This window comes from Arthrobacter sp. Soil_N43, from assembly GCF_057655195.1.
On sequence record NZ_JBDGML010000130.1, the window covers coordinates 1 to 23,074 of the forward strand.

Sequence of the window (23,074 nt, forward strand, 5' to 3'; positions counted from 1 at the left end):
TGCCCTCGGCTTCGGTCCCGTGTTCCACGCCGGCTTCGAACAGCACCTGAAGGCCCACGCAGATGCCGAGGACGGGCCGTCCGCCGGCAACCCGGCGGCCGATCATACGGATGGCGTCCACGGCTTTCAGTTCGCGCATGACGGTCTCGAAGGCACCAACCCCGGGAACCACCAGGCCGTCGGCGTTGAGGACGTCCTCCGGCTTGGAGCTAAGGATCACTTCGGCGCCGGCGCGTTCGAGGGCGCGGACAGCAGACCGGACGTTGCCGGAGCCGTAGTCCAGGACGGTGACGGTGGGCTTCCCCTCGGGCGAGGCCGGCTTGACCGTGGCCGAGGGGTCAATGATGGCGCCGTCCCGCAGAACCTTGCCGGTCACAGGGCACCCTTGGTGGACGGAATGCCTTCAACGCGGGGGTCGGGCTCGACGGCGGCACGCAGCGCCCTGGCGAACGCCTTGAACTGGGCTTCGACAATGTGGTGCGGGTCGCGGCCGGCGATGACGTTCATGTGCAGGCAGATGCCGGCGTGCAGGGTGATGGCCTCGAAGACGTGGCGCGTGAGCGACCCGGTGAAGTGGCCGCCAATGAGGTGGTACTCCTGGCCGGCCGGTTCCCCGCCGTGCACCAGGTAGGGCCTGCCGGACACATCGACAACGGCGTGGGCCAGCGCCTCGTCCAGCGGGACGGTGGCTTCGCCGAAGCGTCGGATGCCGGCTTTGTTGCCAAGGGCGGTCCGCAGCACCTCACCGAAGGTGATGGCCACGTCCTCCACAGTGTGGTGCACATCGATGTGGATGTCGCCGGTTGCCTTGACCGTCATGTCGATGAGTGAGTGCTTGCACAGTGCGGTCAGCATGTGGTCGTAGAACGGGACCGAGGTGCTGATGTCTGAAACGCCGGTGCCGTAGAGGTTGATTTCCACCAGAACGGAAGATTCGCTGGTGGCACGCTCGAGGCGTGCAGTCCGGGACTCGGCAGCCTTGATTCCGGTGTCGCTCATAGTGATAGGTGTCCTTTTTGACGAAGGAGGGTGCAGACGTTGCGGGGTCTACCCCCAAGTTTAGGCGGGAAGTGCAGCCTGCCTTGCCAGGATGCGTTCCAGCGCTTCCAGGAAGGCTGTGGTTTCCGTCTCAGTGCCGGCCGTGACCCGCAGGTGGCCCGGGATGCCGACGTCCCTGATCAGGACCCCGGTGTCCAGCAGCGCCTGCCAGACCTCGTGCGGGTTCTCGAGCCCGCCGAAGAAGACGTAGTTCGAGTCCGACGCAGCGGGGCGAAGCCCCATCCTGGTGAGTTCGGTGACGATCCTGTCGCGCTGGCGCTTGATGTCCTCAACGTCGGCCATGAGCGCCTCGCGGTGCCGGAGCGCCGCCAGGGCGGTGGCCTGGGTGATCGCGGACAGGTGGTACGGGAGGCGGACAAGGCGCAGGGCGTCGGCCACCTCGGGGGCAGCCGCCATGTAGCCGAGACGGGCGCCCGCCAGGGCAAAGGCCTTGCTCATGGTCCGGGAGACAATGAGCCGCTCACGGCCCGGCAACAGGGTGAGGGCGCTGGGGGTGCCGTCATGGGCGAATTCGTGGTACGCCTCATCGACGATGACGATGGTCCGGCTGGATTCGCCGGCTTCGTAGACAGCTTCCACCACATCCAGCCCCAGGCCGGTGCCGGTGGGATTGTTGGGCGAGCAGAGGAACACGACATTCGGCTGCAGTTCCCTGACCTGGCGGGCTGCGGACTCAGCGCTCAGGCCATAGTCCTCCGCGCGCTGCCCCACGATGTATTCGGTGTCCGTTCCGCTGGCCAGCAGCGGGTACATGGAATACGTGGGCGGAAAGCCCAGGGCCTTTCGTCCGGGTCCGCCGAACGCCTGCAGTATCTGCTGGAGGACTTCGTTGGAACCGTTGGCGGCCCAGATGTTTTCGGCAGCAAGCCCGTGGCCCAGGTATTCCGCCAGCGCCTCCCGGAGCTCGGTGAATTCCCGGTCTGGATAACGGTTGAGGCCTGCTGCGGCCTCAGTCACGGCCTCGGAAATGGCGGCGCGGACATCAGCCGGCACCCCATGGGTGTTCTCATTGACATTGAGCAGGATCGGCACGTCCAGCTGCGGCGCCCCGTAAGGTGTCAGCCCCCGTAGATTGGTCCGGAGGGGCAGTCGGTTCAGTCGCTCAAGCTGGTCAGTCACTTGGACAGTTTAAGTGCCCGGGACGGCGAACGGGAAACCGTGACAGCTCAGGCAGGACTGGCAGGACCCGCCGCGACGGATCAAGGCCTACTTGGACGGGACGAACAGCTGCTGCCCCGGCATGACCTTGCCGTTCTCCAGGTTGTTCAGCTGGACAATATCCGCGATGACATCGCGCGGGTCCCTGGCCGGATCAACACTCCCCGCAATGGCCCACAGCGATTCCCCTGGCTGCACCGTCACGGAAACGGTCTCCGTCACAGACAGCCCGCCGGCGGCGTCTGCTGCCTTGGCCGGGGAGTTCAGCAGGCCGGTGAGAGACAGGAGAAGCGCAGCCAGAAGTACCAGCGGCAACCCGATCAGGACGATCCGCCCGCGGCGGGTGAGCCGCAGCCGCGGAGGCTTGCCCGTCTGCGGGCCAGGCCGCCCGCCGGCCTGCAGGCCCTGGGTGCCCAGGGGCTTCTGGTGACGAGAATGGTGAACTGCTGTTGTAGCTGACATGAACTGAGCCCTCCTGGACTACTCTGTGCTGCCCGGTGTGCCCCGGTCCGCCGGGCATCCGCCGGCATTTTCGAATGGCCGGGCCGCTCCGCAGCTGAACTAGAACACATGTTCGAACTTTGCTTCTCCAGTTTTAGCACTTATCGACGAATAAAGTCGAGACTCGCTAGAACAAATGTTTGAAAAAGCCTTGTGGCTGGCCTACGTTTGAAATCAAAGAACAACCACTTCTGCAGTTGATCAGCAGGGTCTGACATTTCAGGCCGGAAGTTCCCGGCAACTGCGGCCAAAGCAAGCCGGGAGGAACGAAAGGCGTTGGCGAACATGGCAGCACAAGCCTCCGACGGCAAAGCTACCCAGCGCAGCCAGCGGTCCCGGACAGCACCCAAGGGACTCACCGTCCGGCAGAAGAAGATCCTGGAAACCATCCAGCGCTCGGTCAACGACAACGGGTACCCTCCCTCCATGCGGGAGATTGGCGACACCGTTGGCCTGGCCAGCCTGTCCAGCGTCACCCACCAGCTCTCGCAGCTGGAAAAGCTCGGGTACCTCCGGCGCGATCCCAAGCGCCCCCGGGCAATGGAAGTTCTCATGCCCCTGACGCTGGATGCCGGAGTCTCCAAGGCCGCCGGCGGGGACAAGGGCACCCCGCAGCACAGCGCTGGCCGTGCGTCCGTTTCGGAGCTGCCCAGCGCCACGGACACTGCGCTGGTTCCGCTGGTGGGCCGCATTGCCGCCGGCGGTCCCATCCTCGCCGACCAGATGGTGGAGGACCTCATGCCCCTGCCGCGCCAGCTCGTCGGCCACGGGGAGCTGTTCATGCTGAGGGTTGCCGGTGATTCCATGGTGGACGCCGCGATCTGCGACGGTGACTGGGTAGTGGTGCGGCGCCAGAGCGACGCGGCCAACGGCGACATCGTGGCGGCGCTGTTGGATGACGAAGCAACCGTCAAGACCTTCCGGCAGCGGGACGGCCACACCTGGCTGCTTCCCCAGAACACCCAGTACGAGCCCATCCTGGGCGATCACGCCGTGGTCATGGGCAAGGTCGTGTCCGTACTGCGGTCGCTTTAGGTCGCGGTTCGCTCGAGATCTCCCTCTGGATAAGGGGTTCCCAGAACTACTGTGCCCCGGCGAGCCTTTCCAGCGCCGCCACGGCGATCTTCCGGTCCGTCGTGGGCCAGAACGGCGGAAGCGCGGCGCGGAGGAACCCGCCGTAGCGCTCCGTCGAGAGCCGCGAATCCAGGACCGCCACCACACCCTTGTCATCCGTGGACCGGATGAGGCGCCCGGCGCCCTGGGCCAGGCGGATTGCGGCATGGGTGGCTGACACGGACATGAAACCGTTGCCGCCGGCCTGGGCTACGGCCCGGGAGCGTGCCGTCATGAGGGGGTCGTCCGGCCGCGGGAACGGAATCCTGTCGATTACCACCAGCCGGCACGAACCGCCGGGAACGTCGACTCCCTGCCACAGGGACATGGTGCCGAACAGGCAGGTGTCCGGTTCGTCGGCGAACTGTTTCACCAGTGCGGTCATGGTCGAGTCGCCTTGGCAGAGGACGCTGACGTCCAGGCGGGGGCGCAGCGCCTCGGCCGCGTCCTCGGCGGCCCGGCGGGACGAGAAGAGGCACAGCGCTCCCCCGCCTGAGGCACGGATCAGCGTTTCCAGTTCGTCGAGTGCTTCCGGCGACATCCCCCGGCCCGGCTTGGGAAGGTGGCCGGCCACGTACAGGATGCCCTGCTTCGGGTAGTCGAAGGGGGAGCCGACGTCCACGCCCGTCCAGCTGGGGGCGCCTTCGCCCAGGAGGCCGAGACCGCCGGCGGCGGGTTCGAAGGCGGAGCCGATGGCCAGCGTGGCGGAGGTCAGGACCACCGTGTGGCCTTCGAACAGGCCCTCCCGAAGACGCCCGGCGACGCTCAGGGGTGCGATGTTAATCAGCGCGGGCTGCGTCTCATCGGGTGCCGAATATCCCTGCTGGGGGTCAAAGGTGCTGTTACGTGAAAACCACACCACCTCGCGGTTGTCCCGCGCGGCGAGCAGCCGCTCGCACAGCTCCAGGATGACGAGGAGGCGGGACCGCGCGAGCTGCCGACCGCCGTCGGCCGCGTTGTTGCTGTCCCCCTTGGAATCGGAGAGTGCTGCCCGGCACGCCTCACGCAGCTGGTCCACGCAGTCGAGCTGCTCCGCGTTGAGTCCGTTCGGGAGCAGCCCGCTGGGAACACCCGCGAGGGCAAGTTCAAGGTTGGCGGCGGCGTTGTTCAGCGCGTCCACGGTGATCCCGGTGTGCTTGCGGGCGCCGGACGCTGCCGCATGCACCATCGCGACGGACAGCTGCCCGGACACGGCGCCGGTGACACGGTCCTGGAGTTCGTGGGCCTCGTCCACAACCACGACGTCGTACTCGGGCAGCACGGCCAGGCCCTCAAACGCGCTGACGGCGAGCATGGCATGGTTGGTAACTACGACATCGGCATCGGCGGCGTCGTGCCGGGCCAGTTCGCTGAAGCACTCGGCCGCGAGGGGGCACTTCTGCGCACCGAGGCATTCCATGGACGTGACCGACACCTGGCGCCAGGCCCGGTCCGTCACCCCCGGGAGCAGTTCGTCGCGGTCCCCGGTGGCGGTCTTTTCCGCCCACTCGCGGAGCCGGACCACCTCCTTGCCTAGCTGCGAGGATGGTCCTCCCATGGCGGCGGCGAAGTGCGGGACGCTGGTGTCCTCGCCGAGCGAAAAGAGCTGTCCTTCGGAGGGCTCCTCGGAGGGAAACCCGCCTTCGAGCTTGTGCCGGCAGACGTAGTTGGACCGCCCCTTGACGAGCGCCACCTTGACCGGCCGGTCCAGCGCCGGCGTGATGTTCTTCAGCAACCGCGGGAGGTCGCGGCCCACGATCTGTGTCTGCAGCGCCAGCGTGGCGGTGGAGACGAGCGTGGGCTTGTCGCTTTCCAGTGAATGGGCGATCAGCGGGATGAGGTAGGCCAGCGACTTGCCGGTGCCTGTGCCCGCCTGGACGAGCAGGTGGTCGCCGGTGTCGATCGCCCGCGCCACCTGCCGTGCCATCTCATGCTGGCCGCTGCGGCTTTGTCCGCCCATGCCGGCCACGGCACGGTCGAGGAGTTCGATGACGAACTCCTCACCGGCCGCGGCCCCGGCGGGCTCCGCCGCCTGGTCAGTCATTGGCGATAAAGGATTCCAGTTCAGCCGCGAGGCCTTCCCGGACCATGACCACGGCGCGGGTGCCGCCCTCTTCGTGATCCATACTCAGGATCTCCGCATCGGAGTCGTGGAGTTTGCTGATCAGGTCTCCGCGGTGGTACGGCACCAGCAGTTCCAACTTGACGCTCGGCCGCGGGATGCCGTCGCTGATCGCCTTGAGCAGCTCAGGGATCCCCTGGCCGGTACGGGCGGACACCACCACGTGGCGCGGTTCGCGCTGCTTCAGCCGCTCCACCACGAACGGGTCGGCGGCGTCGGCCTTGTTCAGCACGATGATCTCGGGCACCTTGCGGGCATCCACTTCGGAGAACACCGAGCGAACGGCGGCGATCTGGCCCTCCGGATCCGGGTGCGAGACGTCCACCACGTGCAGGATGAGGTCCGCGTCCGCCACTTCCTCCAGCGTGGACCGGAACGCCTCCACGAGCTGGGTGGGAAGGGAGCGGACGAAGCCGACGGTGTCGGCCAGGGTGTATCCCAGGCCGTCCGCCGTCTCAGTCTTGCGGACGGTGGGGTCCAGCGTGGCGAACAGGGCGTTCTCCACCAGGACTCCGGCGTCGGTGAGGCGGTTCAGCAGGGAGGATTTTCCCGCGTTGGTGTAGCCCGCGATGGCCACGGACGGAACTGCATTACGACGGCGGTTGGCCCGCTTGGTCTCGCGCGCCGGCTTCATCGCGGCGATCTCGCGGCGCAGCTTCGCCATCCGCGTGCGGATCCGGCGCCGGTCCAGTTCAATCTTCGTTTCACCGGGACCGCGTGAACCCATGCCGGCACCTGCGCCGCCCACCTGGCCGCCGGCCTGGCGGGACATCGACTCGCCCCAGCCGCGGAGGCGCGGAAGCAGGTATTCGAGCTGTGCCAGCTCCACCTGCGCCTTGCCCTCACGGCTCTTGGCGTGCTGCGCGAAGATGTCGAGAATCAGCGCAGTGCGGTCGATGACCTTGACCTTGACGATGTCCTCCAGTCCGCGCCGCTGCGACGGGGCCAGTTCGGCATCCACCACCACGGTGTCCGCGCCGGTGGACATCACCACATCCTTGAGCTCCAGTGCTTTGCCCGAGCCGAGGAACGTGCCGGGATCCGGCTTCGCCCGGCGCTGGACCAGCCCGTCGAGAACTTCCGAGCCCGCGGTTTCCGCCAGGGCAGCGAGTTCACGCAGGGAGTTCTCGGCATCGGCGAGGGTGCCCTCGGTCCACAGCCCGGCCAGGACCACGCGCTCCAGGCGCAGCTGCCGGTACTCTACTTCGGTGACGTCTTCGAGTTCGGTGGACAGTCCCGCGGTGCGGCGCAGGGCCCGGCGTTCCTCAAGATCCTGCTGGTCGCCGTCGAACGTGCTGTGTTCCTCGTCAAGCCGGGAGATGGCCTGCGCCTGGCCAAAGACGGCCTTGCTGCCGGCTCCTGCGCCGTTGGCAGCCGCGGCATTCTTTGCCGGGACGTCCTTGGAGAGAATCCGGTCGATGACAGCTTGGATTTCCTCGGGACTCATGTCCTGGGCTGCTGGTTCGGATCCGGAATTGTGCTGACTGGTCATGGTCTCCTTAAAGGTTTTTGCATCTTCAGAATAGTGCTGATTGGCTGCCTTGGGCGCAGAATTCGCGCTGGGCTGACGACTGGAGGGCATAAGGGCTCCTGGGGTGCCGTCGGCGCACAGGCCGGAGCGGCAGAAGAATGGACTGATTGAGTGTGGTTCGGCGCGCTCCGGGCGGAAGGTGGTATACCTGCATCGCAACGGGAGGCACGGGGCCGGCGCCGCGGCTGGAAGCCTGCGGCGGAAAATACCGGCTACTCAAAGATCAGGAACATGCCTTCCAGAGTAGCAGATGCGGACCACCCGGATTCCCATCCAGTTACCCAGCCAGTTTCCCGCCCAGTTTCCCATCGGGCGGGAGGCCCACTAATCTGGCCAGTTATGGAATCTGCCCACTATTTCAGCGCCTCGCCCGCCGGGCCGTTCACCCGCAAGCCGCTCACCGTGGAACTGGCCGGCGAAACGCGCAGACTGCAGACCTCCTCCGGCATCTTCAGCCCGGACGGCATCGACAAAGGCACCGCTGTCCTACTGGCGGAGGTCCCTGCCCCCGCCCCGCAGGGCAACCTGCTGGACATCGGCTGCGGCTGGGGTCCCATCGCCCTGACCATGGCGCTGCGGGCGCCGCACGCCCACGTGTATGCGGTGGACGTCAACGAACGCTGCATCACGCTCACCAACGAGAACGCGGCCCTGCTCGGCTTGGGGAATGTCACGGCCAGCACGCCGGAGGCCGTGGATCCGGAGCTGCGTTTCGACACCATCTGGTCCAATCCGCCGATCCGGATCGGCAAGGACGAGCTGCATTCGCTGCTGATGCTGTGGTTGCCCCGCCTTGCGCCGGGAGGTTCAGCCTGGCTGGTGGTGCAGAAGAACCTGGGGTCCGATTCGCTTCAGCGCTGGCTCGCGGAGGAGCTTGACGATTCTTTCGCGGTGACCCGTGAGAGCACGTCCAAGTCGTTCCGGATCCTGCAGGTCAGGAAAGCGTCCCGCTAGCAACGATTGTTGCGGGACCGCTCAGCTCCACATGCTCGTGGCCGTCTGCCACGGTGAAGAATTTAACGCCGACGACGCCGCCCGGCACCTTTACGTGCCAGGCGTCCGGTGCCCCTTGGCCTGCCCAGTGCCGGGTGGCGACCGCGGCAGCACACGCTCCGGTGCCGCAGGACTGCGTCTCGCCGACGCCGCGCTCGTGGACGCGCATGGTCACGGTGCCGACGCCGTCGTGGACCAGCGGCTCGGACGGAACGACGAACTCGACGTTGGTCCCATGCGCCGGCTTGGGGTCAACATGCGGAGCTGTAAAGAGCCTGGTGGCTTCCAGCTCGGACAGTTCAGCCAGCGCCACGACGGTGTGCGGGTTGCCCATGCTGACTGACAGCGCCGGCCGCGGCACTTCCAAGCCGTCGGCACTGACCAGGGAGTCCATGGCACGGGCCGCGGCTTCGGCCGGGAAGATGAACTCCCACGGTCCCATGTCCACGGCGTAGCCTTCCGCCGTGCGGACGATGGTCTTCACGCCGGCGCGCGTGCCGATGGTCAGCGAGCCTCCCGTTGGGAGCTCAGCGAGCCCCTCGGCGAGGAGGAAGTGGACGAACACCCGGACGCCGTTGCCGCACATCTCGGACAGGGAGCCGTCGCCGTTGCGGTAGTCCATGAACCACTCCGCGTCGGGGTGCTCGGTCAGGAGCCGGCGGCCCTCGTCGATGAGGCGCGAGGGGACGGCCCGGATGAGCCCGTCCCCGCCGATGCCGCGGTGGCGGTCGCACAGCTCCGCGACCTGTTCCGGGGAAATGGCCTGCATGCCCTCGGGGTCGGCGATCAGGACGAAGTCATTGCCGGTTCCGTGGCCCTTGGAGAAGCGGAGGCCGCTCAGTTGTGAGATGGCGCGCTCGGAGGTTTCTGCAAGGGCTTCATTCATGCTTCAAGGTTACCCGCACGCCGCGGGGTCCCGGAAAACAGCCGCCCTGCTGTGAGCGGGCGGGCGTCAGGCGCAGAGGGCTGCGGCCTTGGCCGCCAGGGCGGGATCCTGCCAGTCCAGCCAGGCGATGCGCGGGTCGGCCCGGAACCAGGTGAGCTGGCGGCGGGCGAACTGGCGGGTGGCCACGATGGTTTCCTCCGCCGCCTGCGCAACGTCGGCTTCGCCGTCGAGCACTTTGAGGAACTGGGCATAGCCCAGGGCCCGGGGCGCCGTCCGGCCGCGTCGGAGTCCGGCAGCATCCAGCCGTTCGACCTCGGCCAGCAGTCCGCGGTCCACCATGCGGTGGACCCGGGCCGCCAGGCGTTCGCGCAGCTCGTCACGGTCAACTGCCAGGCCGATCTGCACGGCCGGCTGGACGTACTCCCGGCTGGGCATGAAGGAGCTGAACGGGCGTCCTGTCAGTTCGAAGACCTCCAGCGCCCGGATGATCCGGCGGGCATCTCCGAGCCGGCCTGCGGAGACGGGGTCGGCCTCCCGGAGTCGTTGCAGCAGCGGCGCAGTTCCGGCGTCGGCGTGTTCCTGCTCGAGGCGGGCACGGATGCCGGGGTCGGTGCCCGGAAATTCCAGGACGTCGAGGGCTGCACGGACATACAACCCGGACCCGCCCGCGAGGATAGCCCGCTTACCCCGGCGGTGGATATCCGTGACTGCAGCCCTTGCCTGCTGCTGGAACTCGGAGACCGATGCTTCCTCGGTCACGTCAAGGATGTCCAGCAGATGGTGCGGTATTCCCCTGCGCTCGGGTTCGGTGATCTTGGCCGTTCCGATGTCCATGCCGCGATAGAACTGCATGGCGTCAGCATTGATCACTTCGCCGTCGAGCGTTAGAGCCAGCTCGACGGCCAGGTCGGACTTTCCGGAACCGGTTGGCCCCACCACCGCAATGACGGGCGGCTGCCTGGCGGCCACGGTCTAGCGGCTGCGCACGGGAAGTGACGGCATGCCGAGCGAAACGCCGGTTTTGCCGCCCGCGGCCTCCGGTGCGGGAGCCCCGCACGAGTCTGCCTGCGACCTGTCCCACGCGTCACCGGCACGTGAACGCCGCAGTGTGTAGTCGGCGGCCGTTGCGGGGTCTGCGACCAGATGGAAGGCCGCCGCCTGGGTGATGGTTACGGTGACCAGGTCACCGGGCCGGGGTGCCGGGGCGCCGTCGGGCACCGTGAAGTGGACGAGCCGCTGGTCCTGGGACCGGCCGGACAAGCGGTGGGTCTCCCCTGCTTTGCGTCCTGACTGTGCAGTCACCATGACCTCGACCCGGCGTCCCACCTGCTTGGCATTCTCCTCGGCGGCGATGCGGTCCTGCAGGGCGGTGAGCCGCTCAAAGCGTTCCTGGACGACGGCTTTGGGCAGCTGGCCGGGAAGGTCCGCTGCCGGCGTGCCGGGGCGCTTGGAGTACTGGAATGTGAAGGCTGTGGCGAAGCGGGACTGTTCGACGACGTTCAGTGTCGCCTGGAAATCCTCCTCGGTCTCCCCCGGGAAGCCGACGATGATGTCCGTTGAGATTGCGGCGTGCGGGATCTTGTCCCGGACCTTGTCCAGAATCCCGAGGAACTTGGCGGAACGGTAGGAGCGCTTCATGTCCCTGAGGACCTTGTCCGAGCCTGACTGGAGCGGCATATGCAGCTGGGGCATGACGTTGGGCGTTTCGGCCATGGCGTCAATGACGTCGTCGGTAAATGCGGCCGGATGGGGGCTGGTGAAGCGGACCCGTTCGAGGCCGGGAATTTCACCGCAGGCCCGAAGCAGCTTCGAGAATGCCTGGCGGTCGCCGAACTCCACTCCGTAGGAGTTCACGTTCTGGCCAAGGAGGGTCACTTCGATGGCGCCGTCATCCACGAGGGCCTGCACTTCGGCCAGGATGTCCCCGGGCCTGCGGTCCTTCTCCTTGCCGCGGAGTGCGGGCACAATGCAGAACGTGCACGTGTTGTTGCAGCCCACGGAGATGGACACCCAGCCTGAATACACAGAGTCCCGCTTGGTGGGCAGCGTGGAGGGAAAAACGTCGAGGGATTCAAGGATCTCGAGTTGCGCTTCGCTGTTGTGGCGGGCCCGGTCCAGGAGCGCCGGAAGGGCGCCCACGTTGTGCGTCCCGAAGACCGCGTCCACCCACGGCGCCTTCTTCAGGATGGTTTCGCGGTCTTTCTGCGCCAGGCACCCGCCGACAGCGATCTGCATTCCCGGGTTGGCTTCCTTGACCGGCGCCAGCATGCCGAGGTTGCCGTAGAGCTTGTTGTCCGCGTTCTCCCTCACGGCACACGTGTTGAAGACGACGACGTCGGCCTGGGCGCCCTCCGCGGGAACGTAGCCCGCCGCCTCGAGCATCCCGGCCATCCGTTCGGAATCGTGGACGTTCATCTGGCAGCCGAAGGTACGCACCTGGTAGGTGCGGGGCGCGCCGGAGGCGTCGGCTGCTGCAGGGACGGCGCCGGATGCGGGGGAAGGGTAGGTCAGACTCACCCGTTAAGCGTACCGGCTGTGGCCAACTGGAGGTGCTGCCCCTCAAGTCAGCCAGTCTCGGCATCGGAGACTGCCGGCCATCGGAGGCTAGACCGGGCGCCGGAGACTAGGCCCGGCCGCCGGAGGCGGCGTCAAGCACCTCGCCGACGATCCGGAAGGCCTGCGAGGGCTGGTACCCCTTGCGGGCGAGCATGGAGGCCAGGCGCCGGGTGGTCTTGTCCCGCTCGGCACGGTCGGACAGGTCTGCACCCGGGCGGAGCTTACGCTCCACCAGATGCCTGGCCGCGGCTTCCTCGTCTTCGTCGCTGAGCTGCTCCAGGGCCGACGCGGCTGTCTCCTGATCGATCCCTTTGTCAGCGAGTTCGCGGCGGAGCGCGCCCTTGGCCAGCTTCCGGGTCTGGGAACGGCTGCGCACCCACATGTCCGCGAATTCAGCGTCATCGACGAGCTTGACCTCTTCGAAGCGGTCCAAGACCGCGGCGGCGACGTCTTCGGGCACGTTGCGTTCGGCCAGCTTCCGTTCCAGCTGGAGCCTACTCTTGGGCGCGCTGGTCAGCTGCCGCAGCACAATGGCCCGCGCCACTGAGGCGGGGTCTGCGTCCCTGTCTTCCGCGGCTGCGGGCGGCGGCGCTGTGGCAGATTGGCCCGCCTCAGCGCCGGGCACCCGGCCGCGCCGCCTGCCGCTAGAAACCGTCAACGGCCTTCAGCTTCGGTGACGCCTCAGCATCGGCGGCAGGCTTCACTCCGACACCAAGCTTTTCCTTGATGAGCCGCTCAAGTTCCGCCGCCAGTTCGGGGTTGTCGCGGAGGAAACGCCGGGAATTCTCCATGCCCTGGCCGAGCTGGTCGCCGTCGTAGGTGAACCAGGAACCGGACTTCTTGATGATGCCGTGCTCCACGCCCATGTCGATGATGCCGCCCTCGCGGGAGATGCCCTGGCCGTAGATGATGTCGAATTCGGCGATCTTGAAGGGCGGGGCCATCTTGTTCTTGACGATCTTGGCCTTGGTGCGGTTGCCGACGGAATCGGCGCCTTCCTTCAGGGTCTGGATGCGGCGGACGTCGATGCGGATGGACGCGTAGAACTTCAGGGCCTTGCCGCCGGTGGTGGTCTCGGGTGAGCCGAAGAACACACCAATCTTTTCGCGGAGCTGGTTGATGAAGATAGCGGTGGTCTTGGTCTGGCTCAGCCGTCCGGTGATCTTACGCAGGGCCTGGCTCATCAGGCGCGCCTGCAGACCGACGTGGCTGTCTCCCATGTCACCTTCGATTTCCGCGCGCGGAACGAGCGCCGCCACGGAGTCGATAACGACGATGTCCAGCGAGCCGGAGCCCACCAGCATGTCCATGATTTCCAAGGCCTGCTCACCGGTATCCGGCTGGGAAACCAGCAGCGCGTCGGTATCCACGCCCAGCTTGGCCGCGTACTCGGGGTCGAGAGCGTGCTCGGCGTCGATGAAGGCCGCGATGCCGCCGTTGCGCTGGGCGTTGGCCACGGCATGGAGGGCCACCGTGGTCTTACCGGACGATTCCGGGCCGTAGATCTCAACGACCCTGCCCCGCGGGAGCCCGCCTATTCCCAGCGCGACGTCCAGCGCGATGGAGCCGGTGGGAATGACCTCGATGGGGGCCCGGGTTTCATCGCCCAGCCGCATGATCGATCCCTTGCCGAACTGCTTGTCAATCTGGGCAAGCGCTGCTTCCAGCGCTTTTGCACGATCCGGGGCTGCCGCCATGGTTCACACCTCTATTGCTTTCTCGCTGTGGAGTGGCCTGTGCGGCCCTGTTCTCTGTCATCACTGACGCTAGCGCCGCCCTGTGACAATGTTGCCGGGCGGGACCGCGTATGTGGATAACCCGCTGAAAAAAGCATAGTCCCGTCCGAACAGATATTCGAACAATCGCTCGGCGTGTCAGGACTCTGACCGCGGGACGGGATTAGCTGGGGCTCGGCTTGATGTCCCGGCCGAGCCGGCGTTCAGCAGGAACGTCCTGGACGTCGCACACGGCGAGCCAGACGTCGCGGGGATTGACGCCGGAGGCCAATGCCTCGTCTGCTGTCCGGCCACCAACGCCCGCGAGACTCAGTGAGCTACTGAGCACGCGGGAATAGCCTGCACCGAACTCGTCGTCCATGAGCCGCCAAAAATCACTAATCCGCACGCCATAGAGTCTCTCATGGCCGCGGACTCTAGAATGGTTGCCATGAGCAACCCCGTTGACGTCCCGGGAGGGTCCGCCCCCTCCGAGGACACACTTGATGCCGCGCTGAAGTCAGTGGAGCATCAAATCAGTATTTTTTGGCGGCGCGCCCGCTCCGTCTCCCAGCAGCTCTCACGCGAGGTGCATCCGGACATGGAGCCTGCTGCGTACGGGCTGCTCACGATGATCCGCAAGACGGGACCCATCCGGCTGACCGAGCTGGCGTCCTGCATCGGCGTGGGCAAGCCATCCGTGAGCCGGCAGATCGCATTCCTCGAGAGCATCGGCCTCGTGCTCAAGGAGGCCGATCCCCTGGACGGGCGCGCCCAGACAATCAGCCTCACGCCCAAGGGTGAGGAGAAGATGCACCAGGTGCAGGACGCCCGGCGTCAGGTCTTCCGGGAACGGCTGGGGGAATGGCCGGTGCAGGACCTGGAGGCGTTGGCCACGTACATGGCCAAGCTCAATGCCACGTACGAACGTGACGGGTTCCCCAAGGACGGCGAGCTCTAGGGACGGCATCCAGGCAACGACAGCATCCTCGAAAATGATGATGGCCCCCGGCTTCTGCCGGGGGCCATCATCTTAAATCTTTTCCTGCACCAGCCTGAATCGGGGGCGTGCTAGCGCGCGCCGGACAGCAGGCCCTTGGCCAGCTCGTTGTTCAGTTCGGTGCTGAGGTCGCGCTCAAGGTCACGGCCGTAACGCTGGGCAAACTCCTGCGGCACGGTGTCCGGTACGGCAACACCTTCGGCCATGGCCACACGGTCGCTGACCTCACGGAGCATGCTGGACAGCGGAACATCCAGGGCCGAACAGATCGAGGACAGCAGCTCCGAAGAGGCTTCCTTCTGGCCGCGCTCCACTTCACTCAGGTAGCCCAGGGAAACTCGGGCGCTGTGCGACACTTCGCGGAGGGTACGCCCTTGACGCTGGCGGACATCGCGCAGGACATCACCAATTTCGTGACGAAGTACTACCATCTTGCGCTCCTTCTGTTCGCTCTTGGCCTGATCGGCGAGGCCCACATCCTTCCAGCGGACAACGCCGTTTACGGATACGGGCTGCTTTACCATCTGTATCGCCTTGCTCCCTCATGTGTCCGGTTCGCCGTAAAGCAAACCGCTGTTGGTCTTTTCATCCTAGGCGCCTCCCTCTTGGAGAAGCGACACAATGTAACAACTATTCGGTAATGCTTTTTGTTCCCGGCAACCTTACTCCCGGTTGGTTAGCGACGCCAGAGCCTCCTGAAGCCGCGCCAGTGCAGCCTCACAGGCCAGCGCACGTATCTCTGCCCGGGTCCCTTCAAAACTGTAGGGATAGGATGTGGCGCCCTGTGCGGTGGCGATGCCGATGAAGACAGTTCCCACCGGTTTGCCGTCGTGCCCGTTCGGTCCGGCCACGCCGGTGGTGGACACCCCCAGGTCCGCCCCGCAGACGCTCCGCGCTCCCGCCGCCATGGCGGCGGCCACGTCCCCGTCGACGGAGCCGACGGCGTCGAGCAGTTCCTGCGGAACGCGGAGTATGTCCCGCTTGACTGAATTGCTGTAGGAAACGACGCCGCCCCGCAGCATGGCGGACGCTCCCGCGGTGTCCGCCAGCATTGCCGTGACCATGCCGGCTGTCAGCGATTCGGCGGTGGCCACGGTTACGCCCCGCGCGATGGCTGCCGCGACTGTCTCGCCGGCGATCCGGTGAAGGTTGCTCATGCCTTTCCTTCCTGTGTGTCCGGGTCTTGGTTCTGCCGCTCCTCGGCCCTGTGCCGCAGCCCCTGGGCGCGGACCTTGAAGGCTTCAATGACGTACTCGGCGCCGGTCCAGACCGTGATGAGGACGGCCACCAGCATGACGGCCAGGGCCACCCACACCAGCCAAGGGGCAAGGGCGGACAGCGGAAGCAGGTAGAGGAAGATCGCGACGGTCTGCACGACGGTCTTGAGCTTTCCGCCGCGGGAGGCGGGAATCACTCCGTAGCGGATGACGAAGAACCGCAGCGCGGTGATGCCCCACTCACGGACGAGGATGACCACGGTGATCCACCAGGGCAGTTCGTTCAGCACGGAAAGCATGACCAGGGCAGAACCGGTCAGCAGCTTGTCGGCGATCGGATCGGCGATCTTTCCGAAATCGGTGACCAGCCCGCGGCTCCGGGCGATGTCGCCGTCGAGCTTGTCGGTGTAAATCGCGACGGCAAACGCCGCCACCGCGGCCCAGCGCCATGGCCCGGATTCGCTGTGCAGGCCCGGAGCATCGGCGATGAGGAACCACACGAAGAACGGCACCAGCACGATGCGGAGCATCGTCAGGATATTCGGCAGGTTCCAGATCCCGGAGCTGTTGGAGCCGGCCGCGGTCGCTTCGGTGCTAGTCACCTTCCTAGGCTACCGTCTTCCGGCTACCGCCCAGTGAGGGACCAGGCGTCCTCGGAACCTTCATCATCATCCCCGGAACCGTCCGCGCCGTCGTAATATTCGACGTTCTGCGTACGGTTGTCCAGATCGGCGGCGACGAGGTCTTCCGCGTAGCCACCCTGCGCGATGTTGGCGTTGGCGTTGTCGCTCAGTGCCGCGGTCTGCGAGTCGGGCGCCGCAGGAGCCTCCTGGCCCTTCATGGCAGCCAGCACTGCGGCGAGGTCGTCCGGCTTGACCAGCACGTCACGGGCTTTGGACCCTTCCGATGGCCCCACCACGCCCCTGGACTCGAGCAGGTCCATGAGGCGGCCGGCCTTGGCGAACCCGACGCGGAGCTTGCGCTGCAGCATCGAGGTGGAGCCGAACTGTGTGGTGACCACCAGTTCCGTGGCCTGCAACAGGACTTCGAGGTCATCCCCGATGTCGTCGTCGATCTGCTTTTTCTGCGCCTCGGGAGCAACGTCGTCCCGGTAGTCGGCCTTGAGCTGGCCCTTGACGTGTTCCACCACCTTGTGGATTTCCGACTCCGTCACCCACGCGCCCTGCACGCGCATGGCCTTGGAAGCACCCATGGGCAGGAAGAGTGCGTCACCCTGGCCGATCAGTTTCTCGGCTCCCGGCTGGTCGAGGACCACACGGGAGTCGGTGACGGAGGAGGTCGCGAAGGCCATGCGCGAGGGAACGTTGGCCTTGATGAGGCCGGTGACGACGTCGACGGAAGGCCGCTGCGTGGCGAGCACCAGGTGGATGCCGGCGGCGCGCGCGAGCTGGGTGATGCGGACGATGGAATCCTCGACGTCGCGCGGGGCCACCATCATGAGGTCTGCGAGTTCGTCGACGATCACCAGCAGGTACGGGTAGGGCCGGATGACGCGTTTGGAGTCCACGGGCGGATGGACCTTGCCGGCACGGACGGCCTTGTTGAAGTCATCGATGTGCTTGAAGCCGTAGTTCGCCAGGTCGTCGTAGCGGGCATCCATCTCGCGGACCACCCACTGCAGGGCCTCTGCCGCCTTCTTGGGGTTGGTGATGATGGGCGTAATGAGGTGCGGCACGCCCTCGTAGGCCGTCAGTTCCACGCGTTTCGGGTCCACCATGACCATCCGGACCTCATCCGGAGTGGCGCGCATGAGGATGGAGGTGATCATCGAGTTCACGAACGAGGACTTACCGGCGCCGGTGGCGCCGGCCACGAGAAGGTGGGGCATCTTGGCCAGGTTCGCGACGACGTATCCGCCTTCCACGTCCTTGCCGACGCCCATGACCATGGGGTGGTCCGTGCGGCGGGCGTTCTGGCTACGGAGGACATCGCCCAGCGACACAGTCTCGCGGTCGGTGTTCGGGATCTCGATGCCGATAGCCGACTTGCCGGGTATGGGGCTCAGGATGCGCACGTCGGAACTGGCGACGGCGTAGGAGATGTTCTTCGACAGGGCCGTGACCCGCTCGACCTTCGTGCCCGGCGCCAGTTCAATCTCGTACCGTGTGACCGTGGGGCCGCGGCTAAAGCCAGTCACGCTGGCGTCCACGTTGAACTGCGTCATCGTATCCGTCAGTGCCGCGACGACGGCGTCGTTGGCCTCCGTCCGTTCCTTGGGGATGGATCCGGGGGTCAGCATGTCCGACGACGGCAGGGTGTAGGTGACGTCCCCGGCCAGCGAGAGCTGCTCGGTGCGCTGCGGGATGGGCGTGGGCGGCGGCGCGGGCGCCACCGGCTTGGAGGGCACGTGCGCGGCAGCAGCCGCACCCGCCGGGTTGAGCGAACCGGCGGCTACCATGCCCGGGGTGACGAGCGGAATGGCCTCCGTGGCGTTGTCCCCCTCTGCATCCCCGCCCTTGGAGCCGAGCCCCTGGGCGGCCTTGATCTTCTCGACGGCGATCTCGGCCTGGGTGGGGCGGCGGACACCGGGCGCCACCGCAGGGGCGCCCTTGCCGGACGGGGTGCTGCTGCCCGACGAAGCCGCTGCGTCGTCGTCGTCAATGACCGCATGTTCGAAGGCCTCGTCACCGACGTAGCCCTCCAGGCGCCCGTCGCCGTCCGGGTTCTTGCCGAAGAGCCGCTTGCGCTTCTTTTTCGGTGCAGCCGCGGCGGCGTTTTCGTAAAGGTAGCTGCGGTCGTGGACATCGCCGTCGTGGTCCTGGAGGTCGATGCCCATCAGGTGCTCGTAGGCAGCCCGCAGGCGCCGCGGAATGGCGCTGAACGGCGTCGCCGTAACGATGAGCAGCGAGACAAAGGCCAGGAGGCCGTAGAGGGTCACCGGCACGGCGGAGTGGATGGCAGCAAGCGGCGACGCCGCCAGGAAGCCCAGCATGCCGCCGGCCTGGCGCAGGCCGTCGAACCCCTGGGCGACGGTCGGCTGGCCGCCGATGACGTGGGCAAGCCCGCAACCCGCGAAGGTCATGATCAGGAAGCCGATCCCCACGCGGTTGTTGCCCCGACCGTCGTCCGGCCGGCGGAACAGCCGCACAGCGCAGACGAACAGCATGAGCGGCAGCACCAGCGACATCCAGCCGAAGGTGCCGTTGACCACGGCGTAGACGGTATCCGGGAACCAGCCCCGCAGGCCCCACCAGGCAAAGGTGGCAATAAAGACGGCAAGGGCAAGATTGAACAGCGCGGCCCCGTCACGGCGTTCTTCCGGTGCGAGGTCGCTGACGTCGTGGCCGATCCGCCGCACTCCCCCGCCGACCAGGTGGCCAATTCCGAGCCAGGCACCGCCGATCACCCTCAGCAGCCACGGCTGCCGGGGTTCGACGGCGGCCAGCTGGCGCGTCCGCGCGGTTCCGCCGGACGTCCCGCCCCGGGCGGATTTGGACGCGGAAGAGCCGGCGCGGCCCGCTGACGTGCCTGATTTAGCGCCGGGGGTACGTTTTGGCGCGGGGGAAGTACGTGTGGCCATATGTGCCACGGTACTCCAATCCGGGCCGGATTCCGCGGATTTCCGGGCGTCCGGGGACTGTGTTCGCCTGCCCCCGGAGCCCGTGGCCGGCTTAGGCCTCGAGGACCACCGGAATAATCATCGGGCGGCGCCGCAGTTTGCGGTTGACCCAGGTTCCAACGATCCGGCGGACCACCTGCTGCAGCTGGTGGGTGGTGTGGTCCGCATTGCTGAGCACGGCCTCTTCCAGCGCGGCGTTGATCTTGGGGATGATGTCGTCGAAGACCGAGTCATCCTCCGCCACGCCCCGGGCGTGGATCTCGGGTCCGGAGACCACCTTGCCGGTGGCCCGGTTGATGACCGTGATGATGGAGATGAAGCCTTCGTCGCCGAGGACCCGGCGGTCCTTGAGGTCGGCGTCGGTAATTTCGCCGACGCTGGAGCCGTCAACATAGACGAAGCCGACTTCGATCTGGCCCACAACGTCGGCACGGTGGTCCTTGAGGTCGATGACCGTGCCGTTGTCGGCGAGGAGGATGCTTGCAGCGGGCACGCCGGATTCCTCGGCGATCTTGCCGTTGGCGATCAGGTGGCGGGTCTCGCCGTGCACGGGCATGGCGTTGAGCGGTTCCAGGATGTTGTAGCAGTACAGCAGCTCACCGGCCGCGGCATGGCCCGACACATGGACCTTGGCGTTGCCCTTGTGGATCACGTCGGCACCGAGCTTCAGCAGTCCGTTGATGATGCGGAACACCGCGTTCTCGTTGCCGGGAATGAGGCTCGAGGCGAGGATGACGGTATCGCCGTGGCCCACCACCACGCGGTGGTCGCCGTTGGCCATGCGGGACAGCGCGGCCATGGGCTCGCCCTGCGAGCCGGTGGACATCAGCACCACCTTGTTGTCCGGCAGGCCGTCGATGTTCTTCAGGTCCACCACGATGCCCTCCGGCACGTCCAGGTACCCGAGCTTTGAGGCAATCGCCATGTTGCGGACCATGGAACGCCCGACGAACGCCACATTGCGGCCATGTTTGGCCGCGGCGTCCAGGACTTGCTGCACACGGTGGACGTGCGAGGAGAAGGACGCCACGATGATCCGCTTGGTCGCCTGCCCGAAGAGCCTGTCCAGCGTGGGGCCGATTTCCTTTTCGGCCGTGGTGAAGCCGGGGACGTCGGCATTGGTGGAGTCTGACATGAACAAGTCCACGCCTTCTTCCCCAAGCTTGGCGAAGTGCCGGAGGTCGGTGATCCGCCCGTCCAGCGGGAGCTGGTCCATCTTGAAGTCACCCGTGTGCAGCACGGTGCCGCCGGCGGTGCGGAGGAACACAGCCAGCGCGTCGGGAATCGAGTGGTTGACTGCAACGAACTCACACTGGAACGGGCCGAACTGCTCCACCTGCCCTTCGGTCACCGTCAGGGTGTAGGGCCGGATGCGGTGTTCCTGCAGCTTGGCCTCGACCAGGGCGAGCGTCAGCTGCGAACCGACCAGCGGGATGTCGCTGCGGAGCCGCAGGAGGTACGGCACAGCGCCGATGTGGTCTTCGTGGCCATGGGTCAGCACCACGGCCACGATGTCATCCAGCCGGTTCTCGATGTAGGAGAAATCGGGCAGGATCAGGTCGACGCCGGGCTGGGTCTCCTCCGGGAAGAGGACACCACAGTCAACGATCAGCAGTTTGCCGTCGATTTCGAAGACTGCCATGTTTCGGCCGATCTCGCCCAGACCGCCAAGGGGGACGATCCGAAGGGTGCCTTCGGCAAGGCGGGGAGGCGTGACGAGGCCGGGTAGGGCAACTTGGGTCATAATGCACTTCTTTCCAGGCGGAAGAGTGCCGGTCTTAGTCCGTCAGGAATAGACCAGCCCTCCTTCCGCCAAATCCTCGCGGATGGTTTCGATCTCGGCTTCGTCCGGCTCCACGAGGGGCAAACGGACAATCGAGTTGGGCAGGACTCCCTGCCATTTAAGAATTTGTTTGGCGGCAACGGCGCCCTGGACGCGGGTCATGGTTGCACGCACGACGGGCTCAAGCTCGAAATTGATCTTGCGGGCGGTTCCCAGGTCGTTCGCGTTGACGGCGTCGATGAGCTCCCGGAAGCGGCGGGTTGCAACGTGTGTTGTGACGCCCACCAGGCCGACGGCGCCCAACGCCATCCACGGCAGGGTCAGTCCGTCGTCGCCGGAGTAGAAGAGGAGGTCGGTCTCGGCCATGACGCGTGTGGCTGCAGCGAAATCGGCCTTGGCGTCCTTGACGGCGACGATATTCGGGTGCTGCGCAAGGCGGATCATGGTCTCGGGCGCGATCGGGATGGAGGAGCGGCCGGGGATGTCGTAAAGCATGACGGGCACATCCGTTGCCGACGCAACCGTCTCGAAGTGCGCGCGGACGCCGGCCTGGCTGGGCTTGTTGTAGTACGGCGTGACAAGCAGGAGGCCATCGACTCCGAGGGCGGCCGCCTGCTGCGAAAGATGCACGGAGTGTGCGGTGTCATTGGTTCCGGTGCCGGCAATGATGGCGGCACGCCCTCCCACAGCGTCCTTGACGGCGCGGAACATGCCGAGGTTTTCCTCGTCAGTGAGGGTGGAGGTTTCCCCTGTGGTTCCGGTGACCACCAGGCCGTCGCAGCCGTTGTCCACGAGCTTGACGGCCAATTCCGCCGCCTGCTGGTAGTCCACTTCGCCGTCCCTGGTGAAGGGCGTAACCATCGCGGTCAGGAGGGTACCAAGAGCAGGAATGTTCGCGGAAGTGTCAGCCATGGGAAAAACGTTACCCTGTCACCGGCAGGTTAGGACAATGCGGGCGCGTGATGATGGTCAAACTCGGGCAGCGCGTCAAACAGGAAGCGAGGACCGTCACATTTCCGGGCGCCGGTACCGCTCCAGGGCACCCCTGCGAAGCACGGCCGTGAGCACTTCCGTTCCCGTGCCCGAGGCGTGCTGCATGGTCAGCCCGTCCGGCCCCCAGAAACCGCTCAGCCCGCAGGACGGCCCGAGGGGCGTCAGGCCGCCAAGGTTCGCCAAGAGCGTGTATATGCGGTTATCCATGGCGCGCGCCCCCAGGTGCAGGCCCAGCCGGGGCCCCTCACCCTGCGTGTAAAGGGCCGAAACGGCATACACATCCGCTCCGGCGTCGGCCGCGGTGCCGGAGTGCACGGGATGCGCCGCGTCGAAACAGATGGCCAGGGCAATCTTCCAGCCGTCCACGTCGACAAGGGCCGGCCCGGGACCGGCCGTAAACAGCGCTTCCTCCGCGCCGTGGAGGTGGGACTTGAAACCCGCTTCCTCCGACCCGTCGGGGTGGACAGCCAGGGATGCCAGCCGGGGCGTGCCGTCGGATTCCCGCAGGGCAGCCCCCACGACGGCGGTTACGCCCGTGCGCCGGCAGATCTCCCGCACCGCGGCGAGCCGGGCATCGCCCGGCACCAACCATTGGTCCGCACTCCGAAGCAGCGGCAGATCGTAGCCGGTCAGCGACAGTTCCGGGAAGATCACGAGGCGGGCACCGTGGGAATCCGCGTCCTCGATCAGACGCACATGCTCCGGCACGTTGGCCGAGACACCGCCCTCGAGGGGCTGGTATTGGATGGCAGATACGGTCAGCGCTCCGGTCACGCCTCCATCCTAGGCAGGATCCTTTCCCGCGCAGTAGCGGCCGACGGCAGCTTCCCGCAACGACTCCGCCCACGCGGCCAGGCGCTGGGCCGCGCGGACGTAATGGAAAAGCTC

The 23,074-nt window shown here is 66.4% G+C and carries 22 protein-coding genes; 3 read left to right on the forward strand and 19 right to left on the reverse strand.

Translation table 11 applies throughout. From position 1 onward, the window contains the following. From AC3A3W_RS21445 to AC3A3W_RS21460, 4 genes are all read right to left on the reverse strand, one after another. Nucleotides 1–376: imidazole glycerol phosphate synthase subunit HisH (locus tag AC3A3W_RS21445; RefSeq protein ID WP_487445142.1), on the reverse strand; the 376-nt coding region annotated here is incomplete at its 3' end. Beyond that, on the reverse strand, nt 373–999 hold the full coding sequence (gene hisB / locus AC3A3W_RS21450; protein WP_487445143.1) for an imidazoleglycerol-phosphate dehydratase HisB: 627 nt from the start codon (nt 997–999) through the stop codon (nt 373–375). The genes AC3A3W_RS21445 and hisB, both read right to left, overlap by 4 nt. 60 nt (nt 1,000–1,059) lie before the next feature. Further along, nucleotides 1,060–2,178 carry a histidinol-phosphate transaminase gene (locus AC3A3W_RS21455; protein ID WP_487445144.1) on the reverse strand — a complete coding sequence of 373 codons (1,119 nt, stop codon included), beginning with the start codon at nt 2,176–2,178 and terminating at the stop codon, nt 1,060–1,062. Between the two features lie 87 nt (nt 2,179–2,265). Next, complete coding sequence (locus tag AC3A3W_RS21460; protein ID WP_487445145.1) at nt 2,266–2,679, reverse strand: LysM peptidoglycan-binding domain-containing protein; 414 nt, start codon at nt 2,677–2,679, stop codon at nt 2,266–2,268. Nucleotides 2,680–3,003: 324 nt separating this feature from the next. Between AC3A3W_RS21460 and lexA the strand changes: the two genes are divergently transcribed. Further along, nucleotides 3,004–3,753: a transcriptional repressor LexA gene (lexA, locus tag AC3A3W_RS21465; RefSeq protein ID WP_487445146.1), complete on the forward strand. Its 750-nt coding sequence runs from the start codon at nt 3,004–3,006 to the stop codon at nt 3,751–3,753. Between the two features lie 46 nt (nt 3,754–3,799). On the opposite strand, the gene AC3A3W_RS21470 is transcribed toward lexA, so the two are convergent. Beyond that, a complete protein-coding gene (locus tag AC3A3W_RS21470; protein WP_487445147.1) occupies nt 3,800–5,854 on the reverse strand; it encodes an ATP-dependent DNA helicase in 2,055 nt (684 codons plus the stop codon). Beyond that, complete coding sequence (gene hflX, locus AC3A3W_RS21475) at nt 5,847–7,424, reverse strand: GTPase HflX (RefSeq protein ID WP_487445148.1); 1,578 nt, start codon at nt 7,422–7,424, stop codon at nt 5,847–5,849. The genes AC3A3W_RS21470 and hflX overlap by 8 nt, the downstream gene beginning before the upstream one ends. Nucleotides 7,425–7,802: 378 nt before the next feature. Between hflX and AC3A3W_RS21480 the strand changes: the two genes are divergently transcribed. After that, nucleotides 7,803–8,417 carry a class I SAM-dependent methyltransferase gene (locus AC3A3W_RS21480; protein WP_487445149.1) on the forward strand — a complete coding sequence of 205 codons (615 nt, stop codon included), beginning with the start codon at nt 7,803–7,805 and terminating at the stop codon, nt 8,415–8,417. On the opposite strand, the gene dapF is transcribed toward AC3A3W_RS21480, so the two are convergent. The 6 genes from dapF to AC3A3W_RS21510 form a co-directional block, all read right to left on the reverse strand. Continuing rightward, nucleotides 8,398–9,342 carry a diaminopimelate epimerase gene (gene dapF, locus AC3A3W_RS21485; RefSeq protein WP_487445150.1) on the reverse strand — a complete coding sequence of 315 codons (945 nt, stop codon included), beginning with the start codon at nt 9,340–9,342 and terminating at the stop codon, nt 8,398–8,400. The genes AC3A3W_RS21480 and dapF overlap by 20 nt on opposite strands. Nucleotides 9,343–9,408: 66 nt before the next feature. Then, nucleotides 9,409–10,311, reverse strand: a complete 903-nt coding sequence (miaA, locus tag AC3A3W_RS21490; RefSeq protein ID WP_487445151.1) for a tRNA (adenosine(37)-N6)-dimethylallyltransferase MiaA — start codon at nt 10,309–10,311, stop codon at nt 9,409–9,411. 3 nt (nt 10,312–10,314) lie between these two features. Next, the gene (miaB, locus tag AC3A3W_RS21495; RefSeq protein WP_487445152.1) at nt 10,315–11,859 is read right to left on the reverse strand and encodes a tRNA (N6-isopentenyl adenosine(37)-C2)-methylthiotransferase MiaB; all 1,545 of its coding nucleotides are present in this window, start codon (nt 11,857–11,859) and stop codon (nt 10,315–10,317) included. A 106-nt stretch (nt 11,860–11,965) separates the two neighbouring features. After that, nucleotides 11,966–12,442 carry a regulatory protein RecX gene (locus AC3A3W_RS21500; RefSeq protein ID WP_487445162.1) on the reverse strand — a complete coding sequence of 159 codons (477 nt, stop codon included), beginning with the start codon at nt 12,440–12,442 and terminating at the stop codon, nt 11,966–11,968. Nucleotides 12,443–12,542: 100 nt separating this feature from the next. Beyond that, a complete protein-coding gene (recA, locus tag AC3A3W_RS21505; protein WP_487445153.1) occupies nt 12,543–13,595 on the reverse strand; it encodes a recombinase RecA in 1,053 nt (350 codons plus the stop codon). Between the two features lie 202 nt (nt 13,596–13,797). Then, a complete protein-coding gene (locus tag AC3A3W_RS21510; RefSeq protein ID WP_487445154.1) occupies nt 13,798–14,022 on the reverse strand; it encodes a DUF3046 domain-containing protein in 225 nt (74 codons plus the stop codon). 42 nt (nt 14,023–14,064) lie between these two features. Here AC3A3W_RS21510 and AC3A3W_RS21515 point away from each other — a divergent pair, with 42 nt between their 5' ends. Further along, entirely contained in the window at nt 14,065–14,574 is a 510-nt protein-coding gene (locus AC3A3W_RS21515) for a MarR family winged helix-turn-helix transcriptional regulator (RefSeq protein WP_487445155.1), read from the forward strand. Nucleotides 14,575–14,684: 110 nt separating this feature from the next. On the opposite strand, the gene AC3A3W_RS21520 is transcribed toward AC3A3W_RS21515, so the two are convergent. From AC3A3W_RS21520 to AC3A3W_RS21550, 7 genes are all read right to left on the reverse strand, one after another. After that, a complete protein-coding gene (locus tag AC3A3W_RS21520) occupies nt 14,685–15,137 on the reverse strand; it encodes a helix-turn-helix domain-containing protein (protein ID WP_205652218.1) in 453 nt (150 codons plus the stop codon). Between the two features lie 138 nt (nt 15,138–15,275). Further along, on the reverse strand, nt 15,276–15,770 hold the full coding sequence (locus tag AC3A3W_RS21525; RefSeq protein WP_487445156.1) for a CinA family protein: 495 nt from the start codon (nt 15,768–15,770) through the stop codon (nt 15,276–15,278). Further along, the gene (pgsA, locus tag AC3A3W_RS21530) at nt 15,767–16,432 is read right to left on the reverse strand and encodes a CDP-diacylglycerol--glycerol-3-phosphate 3-phosphatidyltransferase (RefSeq protein WP_487445157.1); all 666 of its coding nucleotides are present in this window, start codon (nt 16,430–16,432) and stop codon (nt 15,767–15,769) included. Before pgsA ends, AC3A3W_RS21525 begins: the two co-directional genes overlap by 4 nt. Nucleotides 16,433–16,455: 23 nt before the next feature. Beyond that, a complete protein-coding gene (locus tag AC3A3W_RS21535; RefSeq protein WP_487445158.1) occupies nt 16,456–19,371 on the reverse strand; it encodes an FtsK/SpoIIIE family DNA translocase in 2,916 nt (971 codons plus the stop codon). A 91-nt stretch (nt 19,372–19,462) separates the two neighbouring features. Continuing rightward, nucleotides 19,463–21,154 carry a ribonuclease J gene (locus tag AC3A3W_RS21540; protein WP_487445159.1) on the reverse strand — a complete coding sequence of 564 codons (1,692 nt, stop codon included), beginning with the start codon at nt 21,152–21,154 and terminating at the stop codon, nt 19,463–19,465. A gap of 42 nt (nt 21,155–21,196) precedes the next feature. Beyond that, nucleotides 21,197–22,105, reverse strand: a complete 909-nt coding sequence (dapA, locus tag AC3A3W_RS21545) for a 4-hydroxy-tetrahydrodipicolinate synthase (RefSeq protein ID WP_487445160.1) — start codon at nt 22,103–22,105, stop codon at nt 21,197–21,199. Nucleotides 22,106–22,201: 96 nt separating this feature from the next. After that, nucleotides 22,202–22,960 carry a carbon-nitrogen hydrolase family protein gene (locus AC3A3W_RS21550; RefSeq protein ID WP_487445161.1) on the reverse strand — a complete coding sequence of 253 codons (759 nt, stop codon included), beginning with the start codon at nt 22,958–22,960 and terminating at the stop codon, nt 22,202–22,204. Between the last annotated feature and the right edge of the window lie 114 nt (nt 22,961–23,074).

Excerpts from the sequence above, each read along its gene's own strand:
- AC3A3W_RS21460 (WP_487445145.1), bottom strand. The coding sequence starts at position 2,679 with ATGTCAGCTACAACAGCAGTTCACCATTCTCGTCACCAGAAGCCCCTG.
- AC3A3W_RS21470 (WP_487445147.1), bottom strand. The coding sequence starts at position 5,854 with ATGACTGACCAGGCGGCGGAGCCCGCCGGGGCCGCGGCCGGTGAGGAG.
- lexA (WP_487445146.1), top strand. The coding sequence starts at position 3,004 with ATGGCAGCACAAGCCTCCGACGGCAAAGCTACCCAGCGCAGCCAGCGG.
- recA (WP_487445153.1), bottom strand. The coding sequence starts at position 13,595 with ATGGCGGCAGCCCCGGATCGTGCAAAAGCGCTGGAAGCAGCGCTTGCC.
- dapA (WP_487445160.1), bottom strand. The coding sequence starts at position 22,105 with ATGGCTGACACTTCCGCGAACATTCCTGCTCTTGGTACCCTCCTGACC.
- AC3A3W_RS21520 (WP_205652218.1), bottom strand. The coding sequence starts at position 15,137 with ATGGTAAAGCAGCCCGTATCCGTAAACGGCGTTGTCCGCTGGAAGGAT.
- hisB (WP_487445143.1), bottom strand. The coding sequence starts at position 999 with ATGAGCGACACCGGAATCAAGGCTGCCGAGTCCCGGACTGCACGCCTC.
- AC3A3W_RS21480 (WP_487445149.1), top strand. The coding sequence starts at position 7,803 with ATGGAATCTGCCCACTATTTCAGCGCCTCGCCCGCCGGGCCGTTCACC.
- AC3A3W_RS21540 (WP_487445159.1), bottom strand. The coding sequence starts at position 21,154 with ATGACCCAAGTTGCCCTACCCGGCCTCGTCACGCCTCCCCGCCTTGCC.
- AC3A3W_RS21515 (WP_487445155.1), top strand. The coding sequence starts at position 14,065 with ATGAGCAACCCCGTTGACGTCCCGGGAGGGTCCGCCCCCTCCGAGGAC.
- dapF (WP_487445150.1), bottom strand. The coding sequence starts at position 9,342 with ATGAATGAAGCCCTTGCAGAAACCTCCGAGCGCGCCATCTCACAACTG.
- AC3A3W_RS21535 (WP_487445158.1), bottom strand. The coding sequence starts at position 19,371 with ATGGCCACACGTACTTCCCCCGCGCCAAAACGTACCCCCGGCGCTAAA.
- AC3A3W_RS21525 (WP_487445156.1), bottom strand. The coding sequence starts at position 15,770 with ATGAGCAACCTTCACCGGATCGCCGGCGAGACAGTCGCGGCAGCCATC.
- hflX (WP_487445148.1), bottom strand. The coding sequence starts at position 7,424 with ATGACCAGTCAGCACAATTCCGGATCCGAACCAGCAGCCCAGGACATG.